At 69.3% G+C, this 17186-nt stretch carries 13 protein-coding genes; 6 read left to right on the plus strand and 7 right to left on the minus strand.

Translation table 11 applies throughout. The features are described 5' to 3' along the window. The first annotated feature begins 30 nt into the window (after nucleotides 1-30). From ACIP5W_RS35270 to ACIP5W_RS35285, 4 genes are all read left to right on the plus strand, one after another. Nucleotides 31-990: an IS701 family transposase gene (locus ACIP5W_RS35270; protein WP_401482121.1), complete on the plus strand. Its 960-nt coding sequence runs from the start codon at nucleotides 31-33 to the stop codon at nucleotides 988-990. Between the two features lie 388 nt (nucleotides 991-1378). Then, nucleotides 1379-2140 (plus strand): hypothetical protein, encoded by a 762-nt coding sequence (locus ACIP5W_RS35275; RefSeq protein WP_401482104.1) that lies wholly within the window; start codon nucleotides 1379-1381, stop codon nucleotides 2138-2140. Then, nucleotides 2137-2961 carry a hypothetical protein gene (locus tag ACIP5W_RS35280; protein ID WP_401482106.1) on the plus strand — a complete coding sequence of 275 codons (825 nt, stop codon included), beginning with the start codon at nucleotides 2137-2139 and terminating at the stop codon, nucleotides 2959-2961. Before ACIP5W_RS35275 ends, ACIP5W_RS35280 begins: the two co-directional genes overlap by 4 nt. 240 nt (nucleotides 2962-3201) lie before the next feature. Next, nucleotides 3202-3960: a hypothetical protein gene (locus ACIP5W_RS35285; RefSeq protein ID WP_401482108.1), complete on the plus strand. Its 759-nt coding sequence runs from the start codon at nucleotides 3202-3204 to the stop codon at nucleotides 3958-3960. Here ACIP5W_RS35285 and ACIP5W_RS35290 read toward each other — a convergent pair. The 4 genes from ACIP5W_RS35290 to ACIP5W_RS35305 all read right to left on the minus strand — a co-directional run bounded on the left by ACIP5W_RS35290 (nucleotide 3945) and on the right by ACIP5W_RS35305 (nucleotide 6754). Next, nucleotides 3945-4961 (minus strand): SDR family NAD(P)-dependent oxidoreductase, encoded by a 1017-nt coding sequence (locus ACIP5W_RS35290; protein WP_401482109.1) that lies wholly within the window; start codon nucleotides 4959-4961, stop codon nucleotides 3945-3947. The genes ACIP5W_RS35285 and ACIP5W_RS35290 overlap by 16 nt on opposite strands. A gap of 170 nt (nucleotides 4962-5131) precedes the next feature. Continuing rightward, nucleotides 5132-5710, minus strand: coding sequence for an AAA family ATPase (locus tag ACIP5W_RS35295; RefSeq protein ID WP_401482111.1), 579 nt, complete (start codon nucleotides 5708-5710; stop codon nucleotides 5132-5134). A gap of 7 nt (nucleotides 5711-5717) precedes the next feature. After that, the gene (locus ACIP5W_RS35300) at nucleotides 5718-5930 is read right to left on the minus strand and encodes a DUF397 domain-containing protein (RefSeq protein WP_401482112.1); all 213 of its coding nucleotides are present in this window, start codon (nucleotides 5928-5930) and stop codon (nucleotides 5718-5720) included. Further along, nucleotides 5903-6754: a helix-turn-helix domain-containing protein gene (locus tag ACIP5W_RS35305; RefSeq protein WP_401482113.1), complete on the minus strand. Its 852-nt coding sequence runs from the start codon at nucleotides 6752-6754 to the stop codon at nucleotides 5903-5905. Before ACIP5W_RS35305 ends, ACIP5W_RS35300 begins: the two co-directional genes overlap by 28 nt. Nucleotides 6755-6968: 214 nt before the next feature. On the opposite strand from ACIP5W_RS35305, the gene ACIP5W_RS35310 reads away from it, so the two are divergent. Beyond that, complete coding sequence (locus tag ACIP5W_RS35310) at nucleotides 6969-7217, plus strand: hypothetical protein (RefSeq protein WP_401482114.1); 249 nt, start codon at nucleotides 6969-6971, stop codon at nucleotides 7215-7217. Next, nucleotides 7214-7444: a hypothetical protein gene (locus ACIP5W_RS35315; protein ID WP_401482115.1), complete on the plus strand. Its 231-nt coding sequence runs from the start codon at nucleotides 7214-7216 to the stop codon at nucleotides 7442-7444. Before ACIP5W_RS35310 ends, ACIP5W_RS35315 begins: the two co-directional genes overlap by 4 nt. 74 nt (nucleotides 7445-7518) lie before the next feature. Here ACIP5W_RS35315 and ACIP5W_RS35320 read toward each other — a convergent pair whose 3' ends face one another. The 3 genes from ACIP5W_RS35320 to ACIP5W_RS35330 form a co-directional block, all read right to left on the minus strand. Continuing rightward, nucleotides 7519-10998 (minus strand): NACHT domain-containing protein, encoded by a 3480-nt coding sequence (locus ACIP5W_RS35320; RefSeq protein ID WP_401482116.1) that lies wholly within the window; start codon nucleotides 10996-10998, stop codon nucleotides 7519-7521. Nucleotides 10999-11557: 559 nt separating this feature from the next. Continuing rightward, nucleotides 11558-14650, minus strand: a complete 3093-nt coding sequence (locus tag ACIP5W_RS35325; RefSeq protein ID WP_401482117.1) for a glycosyl hydrolase — start codon at nucleotides 14648-14650, stop codon at nucleotides 11558-11560. A 508-nt stretch (nucleotides 14651-15158) separates the two neighbouring features. Continuing rightward, the coding region (locus ACIP5W_RS35330; RefSeq protein WP_401482119.1) for a hypothetical protein at nucleotides 15159-17186 on the minus strand (2028 nt) is incomplete at its 5' end.

Raw genomic sequence — 17186 nt, forward strand, 5'->3', positions numbered from 1 at the left:
GAGCCACCACCGAGGCTCGAGCGGCCGTATGTGCAGTCACACCCCAGTGTCCCGCCAACTCCGGCTCGCAGAGCAGTAATTGAAATACAAGCCCCTGGGAAGATCGACAATTGTCAGATCGGGGTGTTCGCCGCCTACGCCACCGGCTCGGGCCGGGCTTTGGTGGACCGGGAGCTCTACCTGCCCAAAGCCTGGACGTCCGATCGTGACCGCTGCCGGGCGGCGAAGATCCCCGACGAACGCGGCTTCGCGACCAAGGGAGAGCTGGCGCGGGATATGGTCCGTCGCTGCCTGGCTGCTGGTCTGCCCGCCAAGTGGATTACCGCAGACGAGGCCTATGGGCAGGACTGGAACTTTTGCCGCCTGCTTGAGCAACTCGACATCGGCTATGTGGTGGCGGTGCCCAAGTCGCAGCAGATCAAGTCCCTGGCCGGCATCTGGCGCATCGACCAGCTCATCGAGGACGCACCCGGTGATGCCTGGCAGCGGCTGTCCTGCGGTGACGGGGCGAAGGGGCCTCGGATCTACGACTGGGCCGCGGCCAAGCTGCCTGCCAACATCGTCTTCGACCCCGACCCGCCGACCCACCACCGTTGGGTGATGGCCCGCCGCAGCCTGTCCGACCCCGCTGACCTGGCCTATTACCTCGCTTACGCACCCGTGGGTGTCGAGATCGCCGAGCTGGCCAAGGTGGCCGGCTCCCGTTGGGCGATCGAGGAGTGCTTCCAGGCCGCGAAGAATGAGTGCGGCCTGGACGAGTACGAGGTCCGTCGCTATGTCGGCTGGTATCGGCACATCACTCTGGCCATGCTCGCCCATGCCATCCTGACCGCACTCGCAGCACAGCCCCAGGCCGACGGCGATGCCGCAAAGGGGGCTGCAGAAACGGATCAGCCTCCGTCCCGCTCACCGTGGCAGAGATACGGCGGCTCCTGGACGCTCTCCTGCCCCACCCGCGAGCCGACCGCGATCCCGTCACCCACGCGCTGAAGTGGTCGGCCTGGAGAAGACGCCGCCAGGCGGTCGCCCGCCACTGCCATCACCGAAAACGCAGCTCAGGACACAAACCGCTGCTGGAGTACTAAGGGTTTCTGTGGTAAATGAGAAATCGTCGGGCCCAGCACCCGGGGACGCACAGATCGATGCGGTGACGGCGTCCGTGACCGCCGCTCACCCGCCTGGCAACAAGGCCTGGTCACGCCTCGAGGACTACTCGATCGACCCCGACCTCGCAGAACCCGGCGATCTCGACGACGCCCGACTCCAGACAGCGGTAACCGCGGCCTGGGCGACGTTTCGTCGCCGAGGAGTCGGCCGGACCGGACAGCGAAAGCTTCTCGGCCCGAGTGCACGTCGACACTGATCGGACAGGACGGCCATGACGATGCAACTGGCCTTTGACGGCGACTGGCGCGCAACGGTGACGGATGGCCCGCTGTGCGTCTCCCCCCGCTTCACCGGCAGCGCCTCCGTGGACATCGCGCGCTACACGGATACGGCGGAGCGTGTGCGGTTCCTCTCGGACACCTTCGGCAGCCAGGACTGGCTGTGGGACACCCCTGACGTCCTCCGGTTCGACAAGGCCGCCCGAGAGCTGGTCGGGGCGGAATTCCACTGGCCGGAAGAGTCCGCCTCCGCCGAGCAAGTCGCCCGTCTTCCCCTCACGCCCGCGGTACGCGCGGGCGGGCTCCGTGCCGATGAGGCCCGGGACTTCCGCCATGAGAGGTGCACGGTGCTGTGCCGTGCTCCCGGGGACACCGTGCTGACCTGTCTGCGCGACCTCGACGTCCTCGACGAGCCGCTGGACGCCCGCATCGGCATCGCCCCCGACGTGGCACTCCTCGTCCAGCACGGCACCGTCGTCGGCTGGAGCCTCACCGACCCCGCCCGGTACCTGACCACGACGTACTCCGACCCCGACCCCGACCCGCCCTCCCCCGCCACACGACGCCTGCTCACCGAATGCCTGGACCTCGTCACCACGCCGGTGGTCGACGACGTGGTGGACGGCGAACCGACGGCACTGGCCCGCCTCCAAGCCGCCGACAAGGCCCTGCGCGAGCAGCGCGAGGACCGGCACCGGGCCGACGCCCTGCTCGAACTGATCGCCACCTATGTGGAGGACTACGGGGACTGGTGACGACCGACCGAGAAGCCGCCGTACGGCTGCTCAAGCGCTGCGGCCTCGAGGTGACGGGAGAAGCGGCGCAAGGCGGCCCACCCGTGGATGCCGCCATCCACGCGGTCAACGGATTCGAGGTCGAGCCGGTCGCCGCGATCCCCGCCACCACCCCGCACGCCGCCGACGAACTGGACGAGGCGTGGCATCACCACGCGGCGCAAGCTTCACTGCGCGCGGAGAACGGCGAGTTCCTCATCCTCCCGCCCGTGCCGGGAGGGAGCGAGGTCAGCTGGATTCGCGTCAAGGACCCGGTCGGCAAGAACCTCCCTTCCCGCGTTTCCGCAGCGACAGGCTCACCGGAGTTCGTCGCGGTTTCGGTTGACGACCGTCACCTGTGTGCAGTGTCGGTCGAGGAATTCGAGTACTGGGTGACGGTGCGCGCGTTCGACATCCGTCGGGAAAAGCGAGATGTGCCCGAGCCGGTCTCCGCAGCGAGGAAGCTCAGCCGGGCGATCGACGGCGCCGACAGTCGGCAGGTCAACGAGGCGGCCCGCGAGTTCGTCGAGAAGCTCACCTTCGCGACGGCCGACGAGACCCTCGCCATGCTCCGGGACGTCCTCGCCGAGGACTGGACGGCCCTGCCGCCCTGGGACAGGAACCTCGCCTACCGCCTGGCCTGCCTGCAACGTCCCGACGACCCGCGACTGCTCCGGGAGGCAGCCGCGGACCTGCTGCGCTCCGGACCCGACTGGGACATGTTCGCCGAGGACCTCAAGAGGCGCGGCGGAACTCGAGCAGGGTCTCGTTTTCCTGCCCTCGCCTTGCAGAAAAGCACATGAGTCACATTCCTACGGCGGTCTCGACGCCGCCGGACAACCGGCCGCACCGGGCAGTGAACGCTTCTCGGTCCGAGCTGCACACCAACCTTGACCGGACAGGCCGTCGATGACCAGGAGACCGGCCTGCGACGGTGGCTGGTCCGCCACAGTGACGGGCAATCAACTGCCCCCGTTTCACAGGCGACTCCGTTCGCGCGCAGACGTAGTGGAAGGCAGGATTCCTGTGAGGTGGCATTCACCATGAGAATCACCATCGACGGCGACTGGACCGCGACGGTGACCGGCGATCCGCTGCGCATCAGCCCTCGCTTCGATTTCCGGGACTTCCGCGTGCGCGTCGCGCCGTACGCAAACGTCGAGGAACGTGGGCAATTCCTTCTGGACACCTTTGGCAGCCAGGAGTGGCTCTGGGACGCTCCCGACGAACTCCGGTTCGACCGGACGAGCCGGGAACTGGTGGGCGCCGAGTTCCAGATCGCCGGTGAGGCCACCGACGCAGAGGACTCCGTCCGGGTTCCGGTCGCGCCTGCCATCCGTCCGGGTGGCCTTCGTGCGCACGCGGCCCGGGACTTCCGTCTGGAGGTGGCCACGGAGCTCTGTCGCGCCCCCGGAGACACCGTGCTGACCTGTCTGCGCGACCTCGACGTCCTCGACGAGCCGCTGGACGCCCGCATCGGCATCGCTCCCGACGTGGCACTCCTCGTCCAGCAGGGCACCGTCGTCGGCTGGAGCCTCACCGACCCCGCCCGGTACCTGACCACCGGCTTTGCCACTCCCGCCCCCGACCCACCCTCCCCCGCCACCCGCCGCCTGCTCACCGCATGTCTGGACCTGATCACCACGGAGCTGCTCGACGAGGTGCGGGACCGGGTTCCGGCCGCCCTGGACCGGCTCCGGGCGCTGGACCAGGCCCTGCGCGACCAGCGCGAGGACCGGCACCGGGCCGACGCCCTGCTCTCCCTCATCGGCGACCTGATGGAGGACTACGGGAACCGGTGACAGCCGACCGAGAAGCCGACGGACGGCTGCTCGAGCGCTGTGGCCTCGAGGTGAGGGGAACCGGCATCGGGGTCGAGGCCGGTCAGATCACGGCTCGCGTCCCACAACCGCGTCGCGACGGACGGATCGGCGAGGTGGTTCCACACGGATTCGCGTCGGGGCTCGCCGCGCAGGCCGAAGACGCGCGGTCCCCACAGTTGACCTCCCCGCACGGCCGGGTCGAGCACCGCCCGGACGGCGGGCCACGCACCGGCGTGCTTGCCCTGGACCAGGAGTGCCGCGGGTGCCGCGCCCAGCCGTGCGCCGACAGTTCGCGCATGGACCGGCGGCCGTTCCGGGGTGAGGGAGTCCAGCGCGCCGCCCGGATGGACCACCACGCTCGCCACCGTGCTGCCGGCAGCACGCAGGCGGCGGTCGAGTTCGAGTCCGAAGTACATCTGCGCCAACTTGGAGCGCCCGTAGGTGCGTTTGGGCCGGTAGTCCTTCCGGGACTGCAGGTCGTCCAGGTCGAGCCGCTCGGACTTGGCCGCGAAGCTGCCCATGGTCACGATGCGGGCCGCCGGCGCGGCCGACAGCAGCGGCATCAGCCAGTGGGTCAGCGCGAAGTGCCCCAGGTGGTTCGTACCGAACATGAGCTCGTGACCGTCCCCGGTCTCCCGGCGAGGCGGGTCGTCGATCGCGACGCCGGCGTTGTGGACCACCGCGTCGAGGCGTTCCACGCCCATCGACTCCACCGCCGTTCCGAGCGAGGAGAGGTCGGCGAGATCCAGCCGTACGGCCCGTACCCGCGCGCCGGGGACACGCGAGCGGATCGAGGTCATCGCGGTCTCGGCCTTCGTGGGGTTCCGACTGCCCAGTACGACGGTGGCACCGGTGGCCGACAACTGCTCCGCGACGAAGTACCCGATGCCGGCGTTGCCGCCGGTGACCAGGAAGGTGCCGCCATCGGCACGCGGCAGCCGTTGAACATCCCAGGGCGGAGTGGAGGACGTGGACGACATGGCAGGGGGTCCCTTGCTGGTGGGGCGGCTGCGGCTGCCCTGCTGGGCACCGTGACCCCCATGGTTCCAACGGTCACCGACACATCCCCTACGGATCACCGACAGTCCCGCCGGACGGCCGGACGGACGGCCGGACCACGAGATGAACGAACGTCCCCGTCGCACACGGCTCAGCCGGGGCCGTCGGCTCCGTCCGGTGCGGCTGCCCGTACGAACGTGGCGATGCTCCGGATGCTCGGGACGTACCCGGCGGAGGTGTCCACCGTCAGGGTGGGGACGTCGAGGGAGACCGGCACGAAGGACTCCAGCGAGTGCTCACCGGCCGCGATCCTGTCGAGCAGGTCGCGGTCGCCGTGTGCGGCCCGGTGGGCGTCCTCCTCGACGCGCCGGACGATACGTTCGTGCGCGACCGCGGCAGGCGTGACGCAGCGGACGACGCGGATCCGGGCGAGGTCCGTGAGCGGTTCCAGGTTCGGCCGCCACAGCCGGTCCTGGTAGGCGGCCTCCGCCACGGTCGTCACCCCGGCCCGGAGCATCACCTCCAGCACTTCGAAGAACGCCTCCAGCGCCGGGCGGTTGAGCGGGTCGTCGCCGCCGCCCCGGTGGCCGGGGGTGGACAGAACCAGGCCCTGCTTGATCTCGTCCCGGATGACGGCAGGGCATCCCAGTTCCTGGGCGAGGGCGTGGGCCAGCGTGGTCTTCCCCGTGCCGGGGCCCCCGCTCACGACGGCCAGCGTGGGTGAGGTCATGACGGGTTCACCCGCTCAACTGCCCTTCCTTGACGGCCGAGACGAAGGAGGCCCAGTCGGCGGCGGGGAACACGAGCACCGGGCCTTGCGGAACCTTGCTGTCCCGTATCGGGACGGCGACGGCGGCGAAGTCGTGGGAGACCTCGACGCATGCTCCACCGTCCGAGTTGCTGTGGGAGCTCTTGCGCCACGTCACTGTGCCAAGGTCGATGGTTCGCACGGCACTTCCTCCAACATCCGCAGGATGAACTTCCGCGACTCGGCCCGGGTCAGCGCCAGGTCACGGACTGCATCGTAAGCGGCTTGCAGCTTCTCGACCGCCGCATCGTCCTCGATCAGGTCACCCCGGTGCGCGTTCTCCGTGTAAGCCACCGTGCGCTGCTGCGGCAGACGCAGAAACCACACGTCGGTGCTGTCGAGACCGTACGGGCCGGCGCTGAAGGGCAGCACCTGAACAGCGATGTTCCGACGCTCCGCCACCTCGGCGAGGTGCTCCAGCTGCCCGCGCCACTCGGAGGTGTCCAACAACGCCGTCCGCAGAACCGCCTCGGAGAGGATCGTCCGGAACCGGGGCGCGTCCTCCCCCTCCAACAGCTCCCGCCGCCCCATCCTCGCCTCGACCTGCTGTTCGAGCTCTTTGCCCTTGAGCCCGCCCGCCGCCAGCACTTCCCGCGCGTACCCCGGTGTCTGCAGCAGGCCCGGCAGCACGCTCACCGCGAAGTGCCACAGGCTCACCGCCTCCGCCTCCAGGGCCATGTACCGCCGGTAGCGTTCGCGGAACTGCGTGTGGTCCCCCGCGGCCAGCTCCCACAGGGCGAGCAGCAGTCCCGGGGTCCCGTAGTGCGTGTCGAGGGCCTGGACGACCTCCGGGCTGCCCAGCGTCTCGCCCTTCTCCATCTTGCCGAACAACGACCAGTCCCAGCCGAGGCGTTCGCCGAGCGCCCGCAGGCTCGTCCCGCTCCCGGCCCGTAGCGTCCGCAGTTCCTCGGCGAACCGCCGGCGCGGTTCCTGGCTGCGGCCGGTGATGGCGCGCCGCTGCGACATACCGCTCCCTCCGGGACGTTCGGACGACCGATGTGGAACTCGTGGAACCGGCTCGGCGCGACGGGGAAGCACCGCCCGGCCACACCTCGGCCGCCCACGCCCGGCCGCATCCTCGTAACGACCGGACTACGCAGAGTAATTCAGCCGGAGCGGTCAGGTCATGGAATCAGCGGAACCACACCCCGTACGGACACCGACACCCACGAGGACCCTCATGGACCAGACCCGCCCGACTCCCCACGACTCCCCCGCCCCCAGGGCCGCCGAGGCCCTCGAAGCCCGTGACGCGCTCGCCGCCGCCCTCTCCCAGGCGGGCATCCAGCTTCCCGCGATGGACATCCGTACGCCGTGGGCGGACGACCGCAAGGCGGAGGCGCAGTACGCGCTCGTCCACCTCGGGGTGTGCTCGGCCCCCGTCGCCCTGATGCTCGCGGCCGTGATCATGAAGGGGATCGGCAGGTGACGGACGCCGCCGACGGGCTCCCGGCCGTCGGCGAGGCGGTCCGCGACACCGCCCGTGACCAGGTGGGACGCGTGACGGGGCACGAGGGCCCGTACGTCCGGGTCCGCCCGCTCGGCGGTGGCGTCGAGTGGGACGCCGAGCCCGGCCGGCTGCGTGCGCTCACCCAGGACGAGCTTCTGAGCGCCCTCGTCGCGGAGGCGAACGCCCGCAGCAGGCGACCGGGATGACGGCACCGTCCGGCCAGGACCAGCCGCAGCCGCTTGGTCCTGGCCGTCCGTCCGCGGTCCGGAGGGCAATGAGTTCACTCACCGTCGTCGCTGTCGGACGACGCCTCCTTCAGAGAGAGGTTCCGCGCGCGAGCCCCCATCTCGTCCCAGAATCTGCGCAGGTTCGCCACCGTGGTCCTGCGCTGCCACGGCGCCCGTCGGCGGAACCTCAGGGAACGCCATGCCTGGAACTGCATTCTCTTGAGCATCGCGTGCTGATGAACGCAGAAGAGTTCGTTCAGTTCCGTTCGGCACTGCGGCCCTTTGGGCGGGTACGGGCAGAACTCAAAGGTGCAGCCGTCGACGCAGTTGGAGCCGGGCAGTGAGCGCGGCGCCTCCCCGACGAGTGCCTGCCTCGGGCTGAGAGGGGTACGGTCACCGGCCATGCACGGCGGGAGATGTCCGTGCTCGCGGGCGTACGCGTGCTCCAGGCGCAACCTCGCGTTCGCCGGCCGGTCGCCTCGCTGCTCGGAGAGGATCAGAAGGACCAGGACGTCGGCGAGCAGTTGCTGAGCGCCGGGGTCGAGGGTGCTCCAGCCCCTGGAGGGCGGGATCCACAGGTTGTGCACCCGAGACTCGCTCGGCAGGCTGGTCTCGGACCCGATCTGTGAGGCCATGCCGGCCTCGTCGATCCACAGGAACCGGTCCGGACGTCGGGTCTGCAGGGCATGGCGTGCCATTTTCCCCGCCGCTTTGACCAACGGGTGCTCGTTGCGCCGTGAGCGCCTGCTGTTGGGGTCATCACTGTGTTCCAGCCACTGGCGCACCTGCCTGGCCGGGCTGGCGCCGTGCCCGCGTCGGGGTTGCCCCTGAGTGACGTCGTCGGGGAGGGCCCACAGTGTCAGCGCGTGCACCAGAGCGAGGCGGGCGAACCAGTAGTCGGTGTGCTTCAGCATCTCCCACGCCTGCTCGTTGAGGAAGTTGTGGGCTCTGCCCGGTTGCGTGGGAGGTGTGCGATGGTTGGCGGCTTGCCGGAAGCCCTGGGCGAGGGCCACCTGCAGTTCCAGATCGACCTCGGGGTCAGGCAGCCGCTGTATCCAGTGGGAGAGCACTTCGTACGGTGTGTGCTGGTGCGGGGTGAAGGAGCAGGAGTGCACCAGCATGGGCGCGAGCCAGGCTCGCATGATCAGTGCTCGCCGGTTCTTCTCCTCCGCCTCCCGCTCCCGCTCCTCCCCTTCCGCTTCTCTGCGCCGTTGCTTCTCGATGGCGTCCCTGCGTCCTTTGCGCAGCAGCCGCTCGGTTCTTGTGGTGCCCGGCGCGGACGACGGACCGTCCGCTTCGCGGAGTTGGGCCGAGCCGGATGCGAGACCACTGCCGCCCTCGCTGAGACCGAGGCTGTAGGAGATGGCGTAGAAGGTGTCGTCGATGCTCTCCTGTGTGAAGGAGACCGCTGCTCGGCTCTCCGAGAACGACAAGGGCCGCACTTCGTCCGCGGTGCGGGAGAGTTCCTCTTCAAGCGCGTAGAAGGCCTCGTCGCCACCGTCACCGATCGCCTGGGCGATGGCGAACCGCACACCGTGGGAGGGCTCTTCGCGGGCGATGTCGAACAGAAGGTCGTAGGCCGTCTCAGCGTGGACTTCCGGCACGCCGGAGGGTCGCAGGGCCCGCCGTCTGCTCAGGAGGAGACCGGTCGCACCGATCCGCTTGATCAGGGCCTTCTTCGGCGGGTCGAGCTTCCTGTCGTTGTAGACCTGCAGTTGGCTCCAACGATCGTGGACATCCTCAACGATCTTGCGGTGCTGCGGCTCGTGGTGGAAGCCATCGACGTCGAGTGCGGCGGAGTACAGCTCCAGAGCCCTGATCTGCGGGTCCTGCTCGACGTCGCCGCTCGCCGAGTCCTCACGGTCCGCCCCGCGAACCGATGCGTTGTCGGCCAGGGCTTTGGCCGCGGCATCCCGGAGCTGATCACGGACGATCCCGACGGGACATTCGTCACCGGGGGCGCCCGCCGCGGGACCGTGTTGACCGTGACATCCCTGCAGAGCGTCACTCGACCGCGAGTAGAACACGAGAGCCAGGGAAAGCTCTCGGCCAGGACGCTGCAGAGCCTGATCGAAGTAGACCTGTCTGGCGGATTCGGGTGTGCCGCACCGCGTTTCCGACCGCCGCCCGCCTGTTGTCCCCTTGGGCCGCACCCACGCATCCATGCAGCGGGAAGCGAGGAAAGCCTGCAGAACGCTGTGGTGGAACCTGACTCCGTTCTCCCGCTCCTCCACCAGTCCCAGCCGACTGCCCCAACTGACAGCCAGGCGCTCGTCCATGTTCCCGTAGACCACGGCGCCGGCCTCGATCTCCGGGCGCCTGATGCGCTCGTCGACCAGAGCGCTCAAGGCTTTCGCCACTTCGAGCCGTCGGCGTTCTTCCTTGCTGCCCGCATCCGCGCCGGGTGCGGGGTTCGTGTTCAGAACCTCGTAGCCGACGTACGTCGAATTGGTGCGCAGCGCCGCACAGGCAAGAGCCGAAAGGTACTCGACGGTAGCCACACGCCCCTTGCCCGAAATCGGCTCTTCCGGGTAGAGCGCGCCGTCCGTGAGCGCCTTCACCCATTCCTCCAGCAAGTCGTACCGCAGCCCCCACATGTCCTGGTCACGCGGATCGCACAACTCGTCGCCTCCGGCGCCCACGATCGCCTCGAGCCTGCCACGGAGCTCCAGGTCCTTGGCGATGTTGAGGTAGAGAGGGGATTCGGCGATGTCGGCCGCCTCCACCACCCAGTCCATGCGCTGCCTGTTCGACCGCCAGTTGCCGCCCTCCGCGACGTAGCGGAGCGCGACCTCTTCACTCAGCGGTTCCAGCATCGTCTGAGCGGCGTTGACGGCCTCCAGCGACTTCTGCGGTCGGGACGTGACGACCAGGGGGAGCCTGGCGTCCCGCGCGTCGTTGATGGCCTTGCGGATCTTGTTGTTGCGGTCGTCGTCGCCCTTCAGGACGTCTTCGAGTCCGTCTGCGAGTACGACGACGCGGTCCTCGCGGTAACGCAGTTGCTGCCACACCTTCTCCGCCTCAGCAGCGGAGGAGACCCTTCCCAGCACCTCTTCGCAGAACTTTTCCCTGGCGAGTCGCGAGAAGTCGAGCTGTTCCTGGACGTCACGCAGTTGCAGCACGACGGGGGCCACTTTTCTCCGGGCGAGGCGCTGTGTGAGACGCACGAGCAGGGCCGTCTTCCCGACTCCGATCGCACCGACGATCACGTGGGGACGACGCTGGCTCGAATCCTTCAGGTCGTTCATGAGGGCGTCGCACAACTGGTCGCGTCCCACCACCTCGCCGATGATGGTGCCGGGCTTCACCAGCTCGCCGGGATGCCGTACGGCCTTGCGCAGGTAGTAGCGACGGGTCCTCAGGAAACGCGAGAAGAAGAACCACACAGCCGCCACGACGGCAGTGGACGACAGGCCGAGGGCTGTGAGCACGCCCTGCCAACTGCCCAGCAGATCTGCTTTTCCCGGCCTGACGAAGCCGTAGACGATCACTGCCAGGTACACCAGCAGAAGTGCGGCGTAGGCCCCGTACACCAACGAGGTCCGTGGCCGCCACCAATGACGCGCCCTCCGCTCACCCCTTTTCAGCAGCCACCAGTTGCGCGTCTTGCGCCAGGGGGACACGAAAATCCAGCTCGTCCGAAACCAGAAATGAGCCCACACTCCCGCCGGCTGGGGACCGGGCGAGCCGTGCCGCCGCTTCTCTCTGACAGCACTCATCGGTCACCCCTCGCTCAGATGGGCCGGATGCTCGCACGTGATGGCTGTTCACCGAAGTCACCTTGAGCGCATGAGGAGTGGCCGCCCGGTATCGCACTGGCGTCAGCGTGGAGAATGCCTCCCGCGAACAATCCCGCATCGAGCGAGCGGACATCCGGAGGGGAAGATCCCCACACCCGCCGCTCATTACGTCGTACCCCTCCTTCCGTACTATCACGGCGCGCCCGGCCCGGCAAAAGGAGGCCCGCACGCGCCGCGGCCCGGCACCGGAGGTGTGGATCCACGCCACGCCTCCGGTGCCGGGCCTTTCGTGCGCTGTTCGTCAGCTGTTCGTGAGCGCCGGTCCGGTCAGGTCCGGTCAGGTCAGGTCAGGTCAGGCGAACGGAACGGTGAGGACGGAGCCCGCGCCCACCTGGAGGGTGGACGGGGTGTTGCCCAGGGCGCTCCAGACCTCGACGCGGATGGTTCCGCCGTTGAGGTCGCCCAGGGTGCCCGTGGCGGAGTGCAGGCCCTGGCGGGCCGAGGAGTACGCCTCCCAGCCGGGGACCGGGTCGGTGGCGAAGTAGCGGAACGTCTCGACACGCTCGAAGGTGCCGTCGCCGGTCAGGTCGTACGACACCCGGGCCTGCTGGGCGTTGCCGACGGAGGTGCCGGCGTCGACCTTGAGGTCGAAGGCCGTGGTGGCACCCGACTTGACGGTGCCCTTCACGTTCTTGACCTCGTAGACGACCGGGTTCTTCGGTGTGCCGTCGTTGTTGGTGCCGCCCGCCGACCGGATGGTGTCGGAGGACGCCGCCGTGGCCGCCGTGGTGCTGAGGCGGCCGTCCGCCTGCGGGTAGAAGGTGTCGCCCGTGACGTACGGAGGGGGTGCGTCACCGGTGGTGGTGACGGTCACCGTGCCACTGGCCGGACCGACCTGGCCCGCGGTGTCGCGGGCCTTCACGCTGTAGGTGTACGAGGTGCCCGGGGTCAGTCCGGTGTCGGTGTGGACGGGTTCGGTGACCGTGGCGACCTTGGTGGTGCCGCGGAAGACGTCGTAGTTCTTGATGCCCTTGTCGTCCTCGGCGGGGGCCCAGGTCAGGGTGACCGCGTTGTCGGTGACGCCGCTCGCGACCGGGGTGCCGGGCGCGGTGGGCTTGTCGTCGTCCGGCGGCGGCGGGGTGTCGCCGCCCGCTCCGCAGAGCTTCTCGAGCGGTGCGTCGTCGCCCGCTCCGGACGCGGTGGATTTCGCCGGGACGTTGAGGACGCCGCCGTCGGAGAACTTCACCGAGCACGCCTCGGCACCGTAGTTGTGCGCGGCGTAGGTCTTGGTGTCGTTCTTGTCGAAGGCGACGGCCGAGGGCGTGTTGGCCGTGACGGTCATGTCGGGTGCGCCGATGGCGTTCATCGTGGCGACCCAGTGGTAGGTGTGGGCCTTGGTCTCGCCGTCCTCGGGGACGTAGCCGCCGTTCCACTGGTTCCAGAACGCCATCGCCTTGGCCGGGTCGGCCAGTGCCTGCGCCTCCCAGAAGATGTCCCGCCACTCGACGGCCGGACCGCCGTTCTCCTTCTCCATCTCGGCGATGCTGCGGCGGAGCATGTCCTTCTCGCGGGCCAGATGCAGGGAACCACCGGTCACGGGGAGGAAGTTGATGCCGTGGATCTCCTCGGGGTTGGCGGTCCACCAGGTGGCGTAGGCACCGCCGCTGCTCCAGACCATGCCGACGACGTCGTGGGTGAAGTCCTCGGGGAAGACCTGCTGGTCGGCGTCGAACCAGTACTGCGCGATCGACTCCGACTCGGTCGTCATCATGTAGACGCCCTGGTCGCGCAGCGCCTTGTCACCGGTGGCCGAGCCCCACATGATCAGGCCGGCGCTGAGGTTGACCGACTCCGAGGACGACTCCTGGTTGTTGCCGGCGGCGAACGCCTCGTGGCCGGCGGCCCAGCTGTGGCCGGCGTAGACGTCGAAGCCGCGCAGGAACGGGTACTTGGTGTCGTCCCTGGCCGGGTTGGCGGCGTCCTTGATGAGTTCCTTCACCATGCCGCCCCACTCGGAGTCGGCGGCCCACTGCGGGTCGTACTGCGCCACCGTGGCGGCGGCCATCACGTAGTACGAGTAGTGGAAGTGATGGTCGTTCAGTTCCTGGTCGCTGCCGTACGAGGCCGGGTAGCCGATGAGGGTGCGCCAGTCCTTGTCGTAGGAGAACTCGGAGGGGCCGCCGACGGTGAACCACTCCTCCATGCGTCCCTTGATGAGGGCGAGGAGTCTGTCGCGGGCGGCGGTGTCGCCGATCTGGTCGGCGATCGGCACGAGCTGGGCGAGCTTGCCGAGGGCCTTCCCGGTCCAGTAGGTGTCGACGGCGCCGCTCAGCGGGTCGCCCTGGGTCAGCACGTCGTTGATGTACGTCTTGAGTTTGGCCTTGTCGACGCCGGCGGCGCCGGGCAGCCCCGGCAGGACGCCGTTGACGTCCTGGACCGTCGTGAAGGACCTACCCTCGCGGACCTTCATCGTGCCGCGCGACGAGACGTAGGTGTAGTCGGTCAACTGGTCGGTGGTGTGCATCCACTGGTGGCGGTAGAGCGCCTGGAGGGTGCCGGTCTCGGTGCCCTCCTTCGCCTCGGTGGTCAGCGAGTAGGTCGCCTTGACCTTGCCGTCGCCCTCCAGGTAGTCCCAGGTGGTGGTGGAGCCGGTGACGAAGCTGAAGGCGTACTCGGTGTAGTCGGCGAGGGCGTTCTTGGCGGGCAGGACCGCGAGGGAGAAGTAGTCCTTGGCGCCGAGGTCGGCGCGGATGTCGTTGCCGGAGACGTTCCAGTCGCTGCCGCTCGGGGCGAACAGCGCGTAGTCGTGGCCGGCGATGGTGACGCCCAGGACGTTGCCCCGGTCGGCGAAGACGGTGGGCGGGGCGGCCGCCGTGATCTGCGCCGCGCCGCCGGTGCCCTCGGCGTAGACGTACGGCGAGCCGTGGCCGATGGTCGTCCGCAGGGTGCGGGCGCTGTCCTTCCAGTAGGGGGTGACCGTCCAGTCGCTCCACCCGTCGGCCTTGGCGTCGGGCGAGTTGAGGCCCGCGAGGCCGAGGGTGAGGTCGGCCTTGTGCGGGAACTCGTACTGGCGGCCGCCGCCGACGATCTGGTGGGTGGTCGGGTAGCCGACCTCCAGGCCGCCGGAGACCGCCTTGTAGGTGAGGGGGTGGCCGTACATGTTCTCCGACCACGGGTTGCTCGCGAACCGCTGGAAGACCAGCGAGGACCACCAGTCGTTGGTCGGCACGGGCTTGTCCGCCATGGCGGGCGTGACCTTCGGCTTGACCGCCTGGCCACCGCTGTCGGACGGCCCTTGTCTGCCCGGCGGTCGCACATCGCTGTAACCGCCTCTGCCCACCTCGACGGTGGTGGCGGAGGCGACGCCGCCGCCGGCGATCGCGGACAGGCCCGAGGCGGCCACGGCGGCTACTGACAGTAAGGCAAGGTTTCTGCGGAATTGCATGATCCACCTTTCTGAGAGCGCTCTCAAGACGGCGTCAACGTAGGACTCTGATGCTGAACGGTCAATACTTCGCACACGCACGACCGGGCGGCCGGGCGTTCGCGCGCCGACCGGCCCCGGCCCGACCGGGCGCCACCTGCCGCCCGGCGAACCGCACCCGTCCCGGCCTTCCGACGGGACGCCGGGCGTTCGCGCGGGTGAACAGGCGACCATCGCCTACGACCTGCGCACCACCCCGACCAGCGGATTCGGCGTGCCGCACGGAGGGAACCTCCGATCCGGCGGCCTTCACGCACGCCGAGGACCGAAGGGCTCCGGCACGCGGGAGCAGCCGGTTCCGGGGCCGGCGCCCCTCTTCGGGGCAGGAACGCCGCTCCTGCCGGAAACCGCCTCGAGGGGGCCGCCGGCGGCGCAGGGAGGTTCGGCCGCGGCAGGGGCGGCGGGCACACACCGGCCTCGGCGGCGGCCCACCGCCCCCTCCACCGCCGTCGCTCTGCGTACCCGAAGATCAGGTCGCGTCGGCGCGTTGGATGCTGTCGCCGCGGTTGCCGACGGAGATGTACGTCCCGATGCGCCGGAAGTCGTTCATCACGCCCAGCATGCCCTTGTCCGACGGCAGCAGGGCCTGAAGAGCGGGATCCGCCGCCAGCAGGTCGTGGAGCGTCCTCTTGTAGGCGTTGTAGACCCTCGCCGTGTAACCGGGCTCCAGGGCAGCGCCCATCCGGTGGTCGTTGGTGACGGCGATGGAGGCGAGGTCCATCAGATAGCAGTCGAACAGGTCGGTGACGTCCCTGGGCCTCGCGTTCTCTTCGCCGTCCCGGGCGTGCCGCGCGAGCGTCCCGGCCATCTCCAGGACGATCTGGCGGTAGATCCGGTGCCTGGTGCTGCTCTGGTAGGCGGCCATGATGTGGTCGGCCTGGCCGGCGCCCTCCGTGCTCATGGTGCGGGGCGGGTTCACGCCCTCCAGTCCCGGCACCGGCAGGGGGAAGTTCTCGAACATCGCCTCTTCGTCAGGGATGTTCCGGTCCCGGGAGGCCAGGGGGTGCAGGCCGATCTCGTGGGCGAGCATGCCCATCACGTAACCGATGTCGTACTTCTCGAAGTAGTAGCTGGCGAGGTTGATGTCCACACCGTCCTCGCCGCGGTCGATCACGTCGGCGGGCGTCTCCGTGGTGCGCACGTGCAGGGTGATGCGGACCGGACGGCCACCGACGTACTCGCGGATGGTGTCGTGCTGACGCAGCAGCTCGATGATGCGGACCGCTCTGTCGCGGTACGCCTCCTGCGTGTGCTTCAGGTTGGTGAACTCGAAGTTCCCCGACTTGAACGGTACGAGCATCCGGGGCGACACCTCGCCGGCCACGGCACTCCCGGTATCCGGGTCGACGCCCGTGGCGGGGGCGGGGGCGGGAGTGGAGGCCGGGTCGCCCTGCCCCTCGGCCGGGGTGGGCAGGGAGACCGGGTCCACCCACACCGCCTCACGCGTCTCGGGGACGGCCTCGCTGCGGGCCTCCTCGAAGCTGCGGCCGTCCTCGCCTTCGTACGTCTGCTGCGTGGGGGTCGCGTCCCCGACGAGTGCGCCGAGCAGGGCGAGGTGGCGGTCGCGCAGACCGGCGGCGGCGAGGGAGGCATCCTCGGGTTCCGCGTTCAGGTCGCCGAGCAGGCTGCCGAGGATGTGGGGGCGGTGCGGGGCGTCGGCGTCGCGGTACTCGTCGCGCAGGCCCAGCTGGTGCGTCAGCTCGTGCACCAGCTGCACCGGGGCCGCGTCCACCCACCAGGTGGTCTGGTCCATCGCCCGGTCCCGGCCCACCAGATCCACCGTCAGATGCGGCGAGTCCGAGACGTCGACGTGCTCCACCGTCACGTGCAGACGATCACCGTTCGGCAGACGGTGGTCGCGGCCGTTCAGGAACTCCTCGACACCCGCGCCGAGTTGCTCGACGACATGCGCGCTCCGGTCTTCCGCACCACGGGTCGCGAGACGGACCGTGAGGTCGGTGACCGGGTCACCGTTGTGCGTGAACCGGCGGACGTCGAAACTCGACCGGACCACGAACCGGGGGCGACTGTCGCGGTGACCGTTCGTCCTCGGCCCGGACGGGTCGTGGGGCGCGGGGCCCGTGCCGGTCTGCGGCAGTCGGGGGCGTGCCTCGTCCGAGCCGGCGCCCTGTCCCGACGTGACGGCCTGGATGCTGTCGCCCTGGTTGTTGGTCGCGATGCTGGTGGCGAGCTTGGTGAAGTCCCTCGCGACGCCGAACACACCCTTGTCGGAGGGCAGGAGCGCCTGCAGCGCGGGCGTGTCCGCCAGCCGGGCGCGGAGCATCTCCTTGTAGGCGTTGTAGACCTTGGCCGTGTTGAAGGGCTCCGTGACCGCCCGTGCCCGGTGGTCGTTGGTCACCGCGATCGTCGCCACGTCCATGAGGTAGGTGTCGAACAGGTCCGTGACGTCCTTGTCGCTGGCCCCCTCGTCGCGTTTGGCGACCTGCTGCGCCAGGACACGCGCCATCTCCACCACCACGTCGCGGTAGACCCGGTG

Source organism: Streptomyces sp. NPDC088766, assembly GCF_044750845.1.
Lineage (GTDB): Bacteria > Actinomycetota > Actinomycetes > Streptomycetales > Streptomycetaceae > Streptomyces.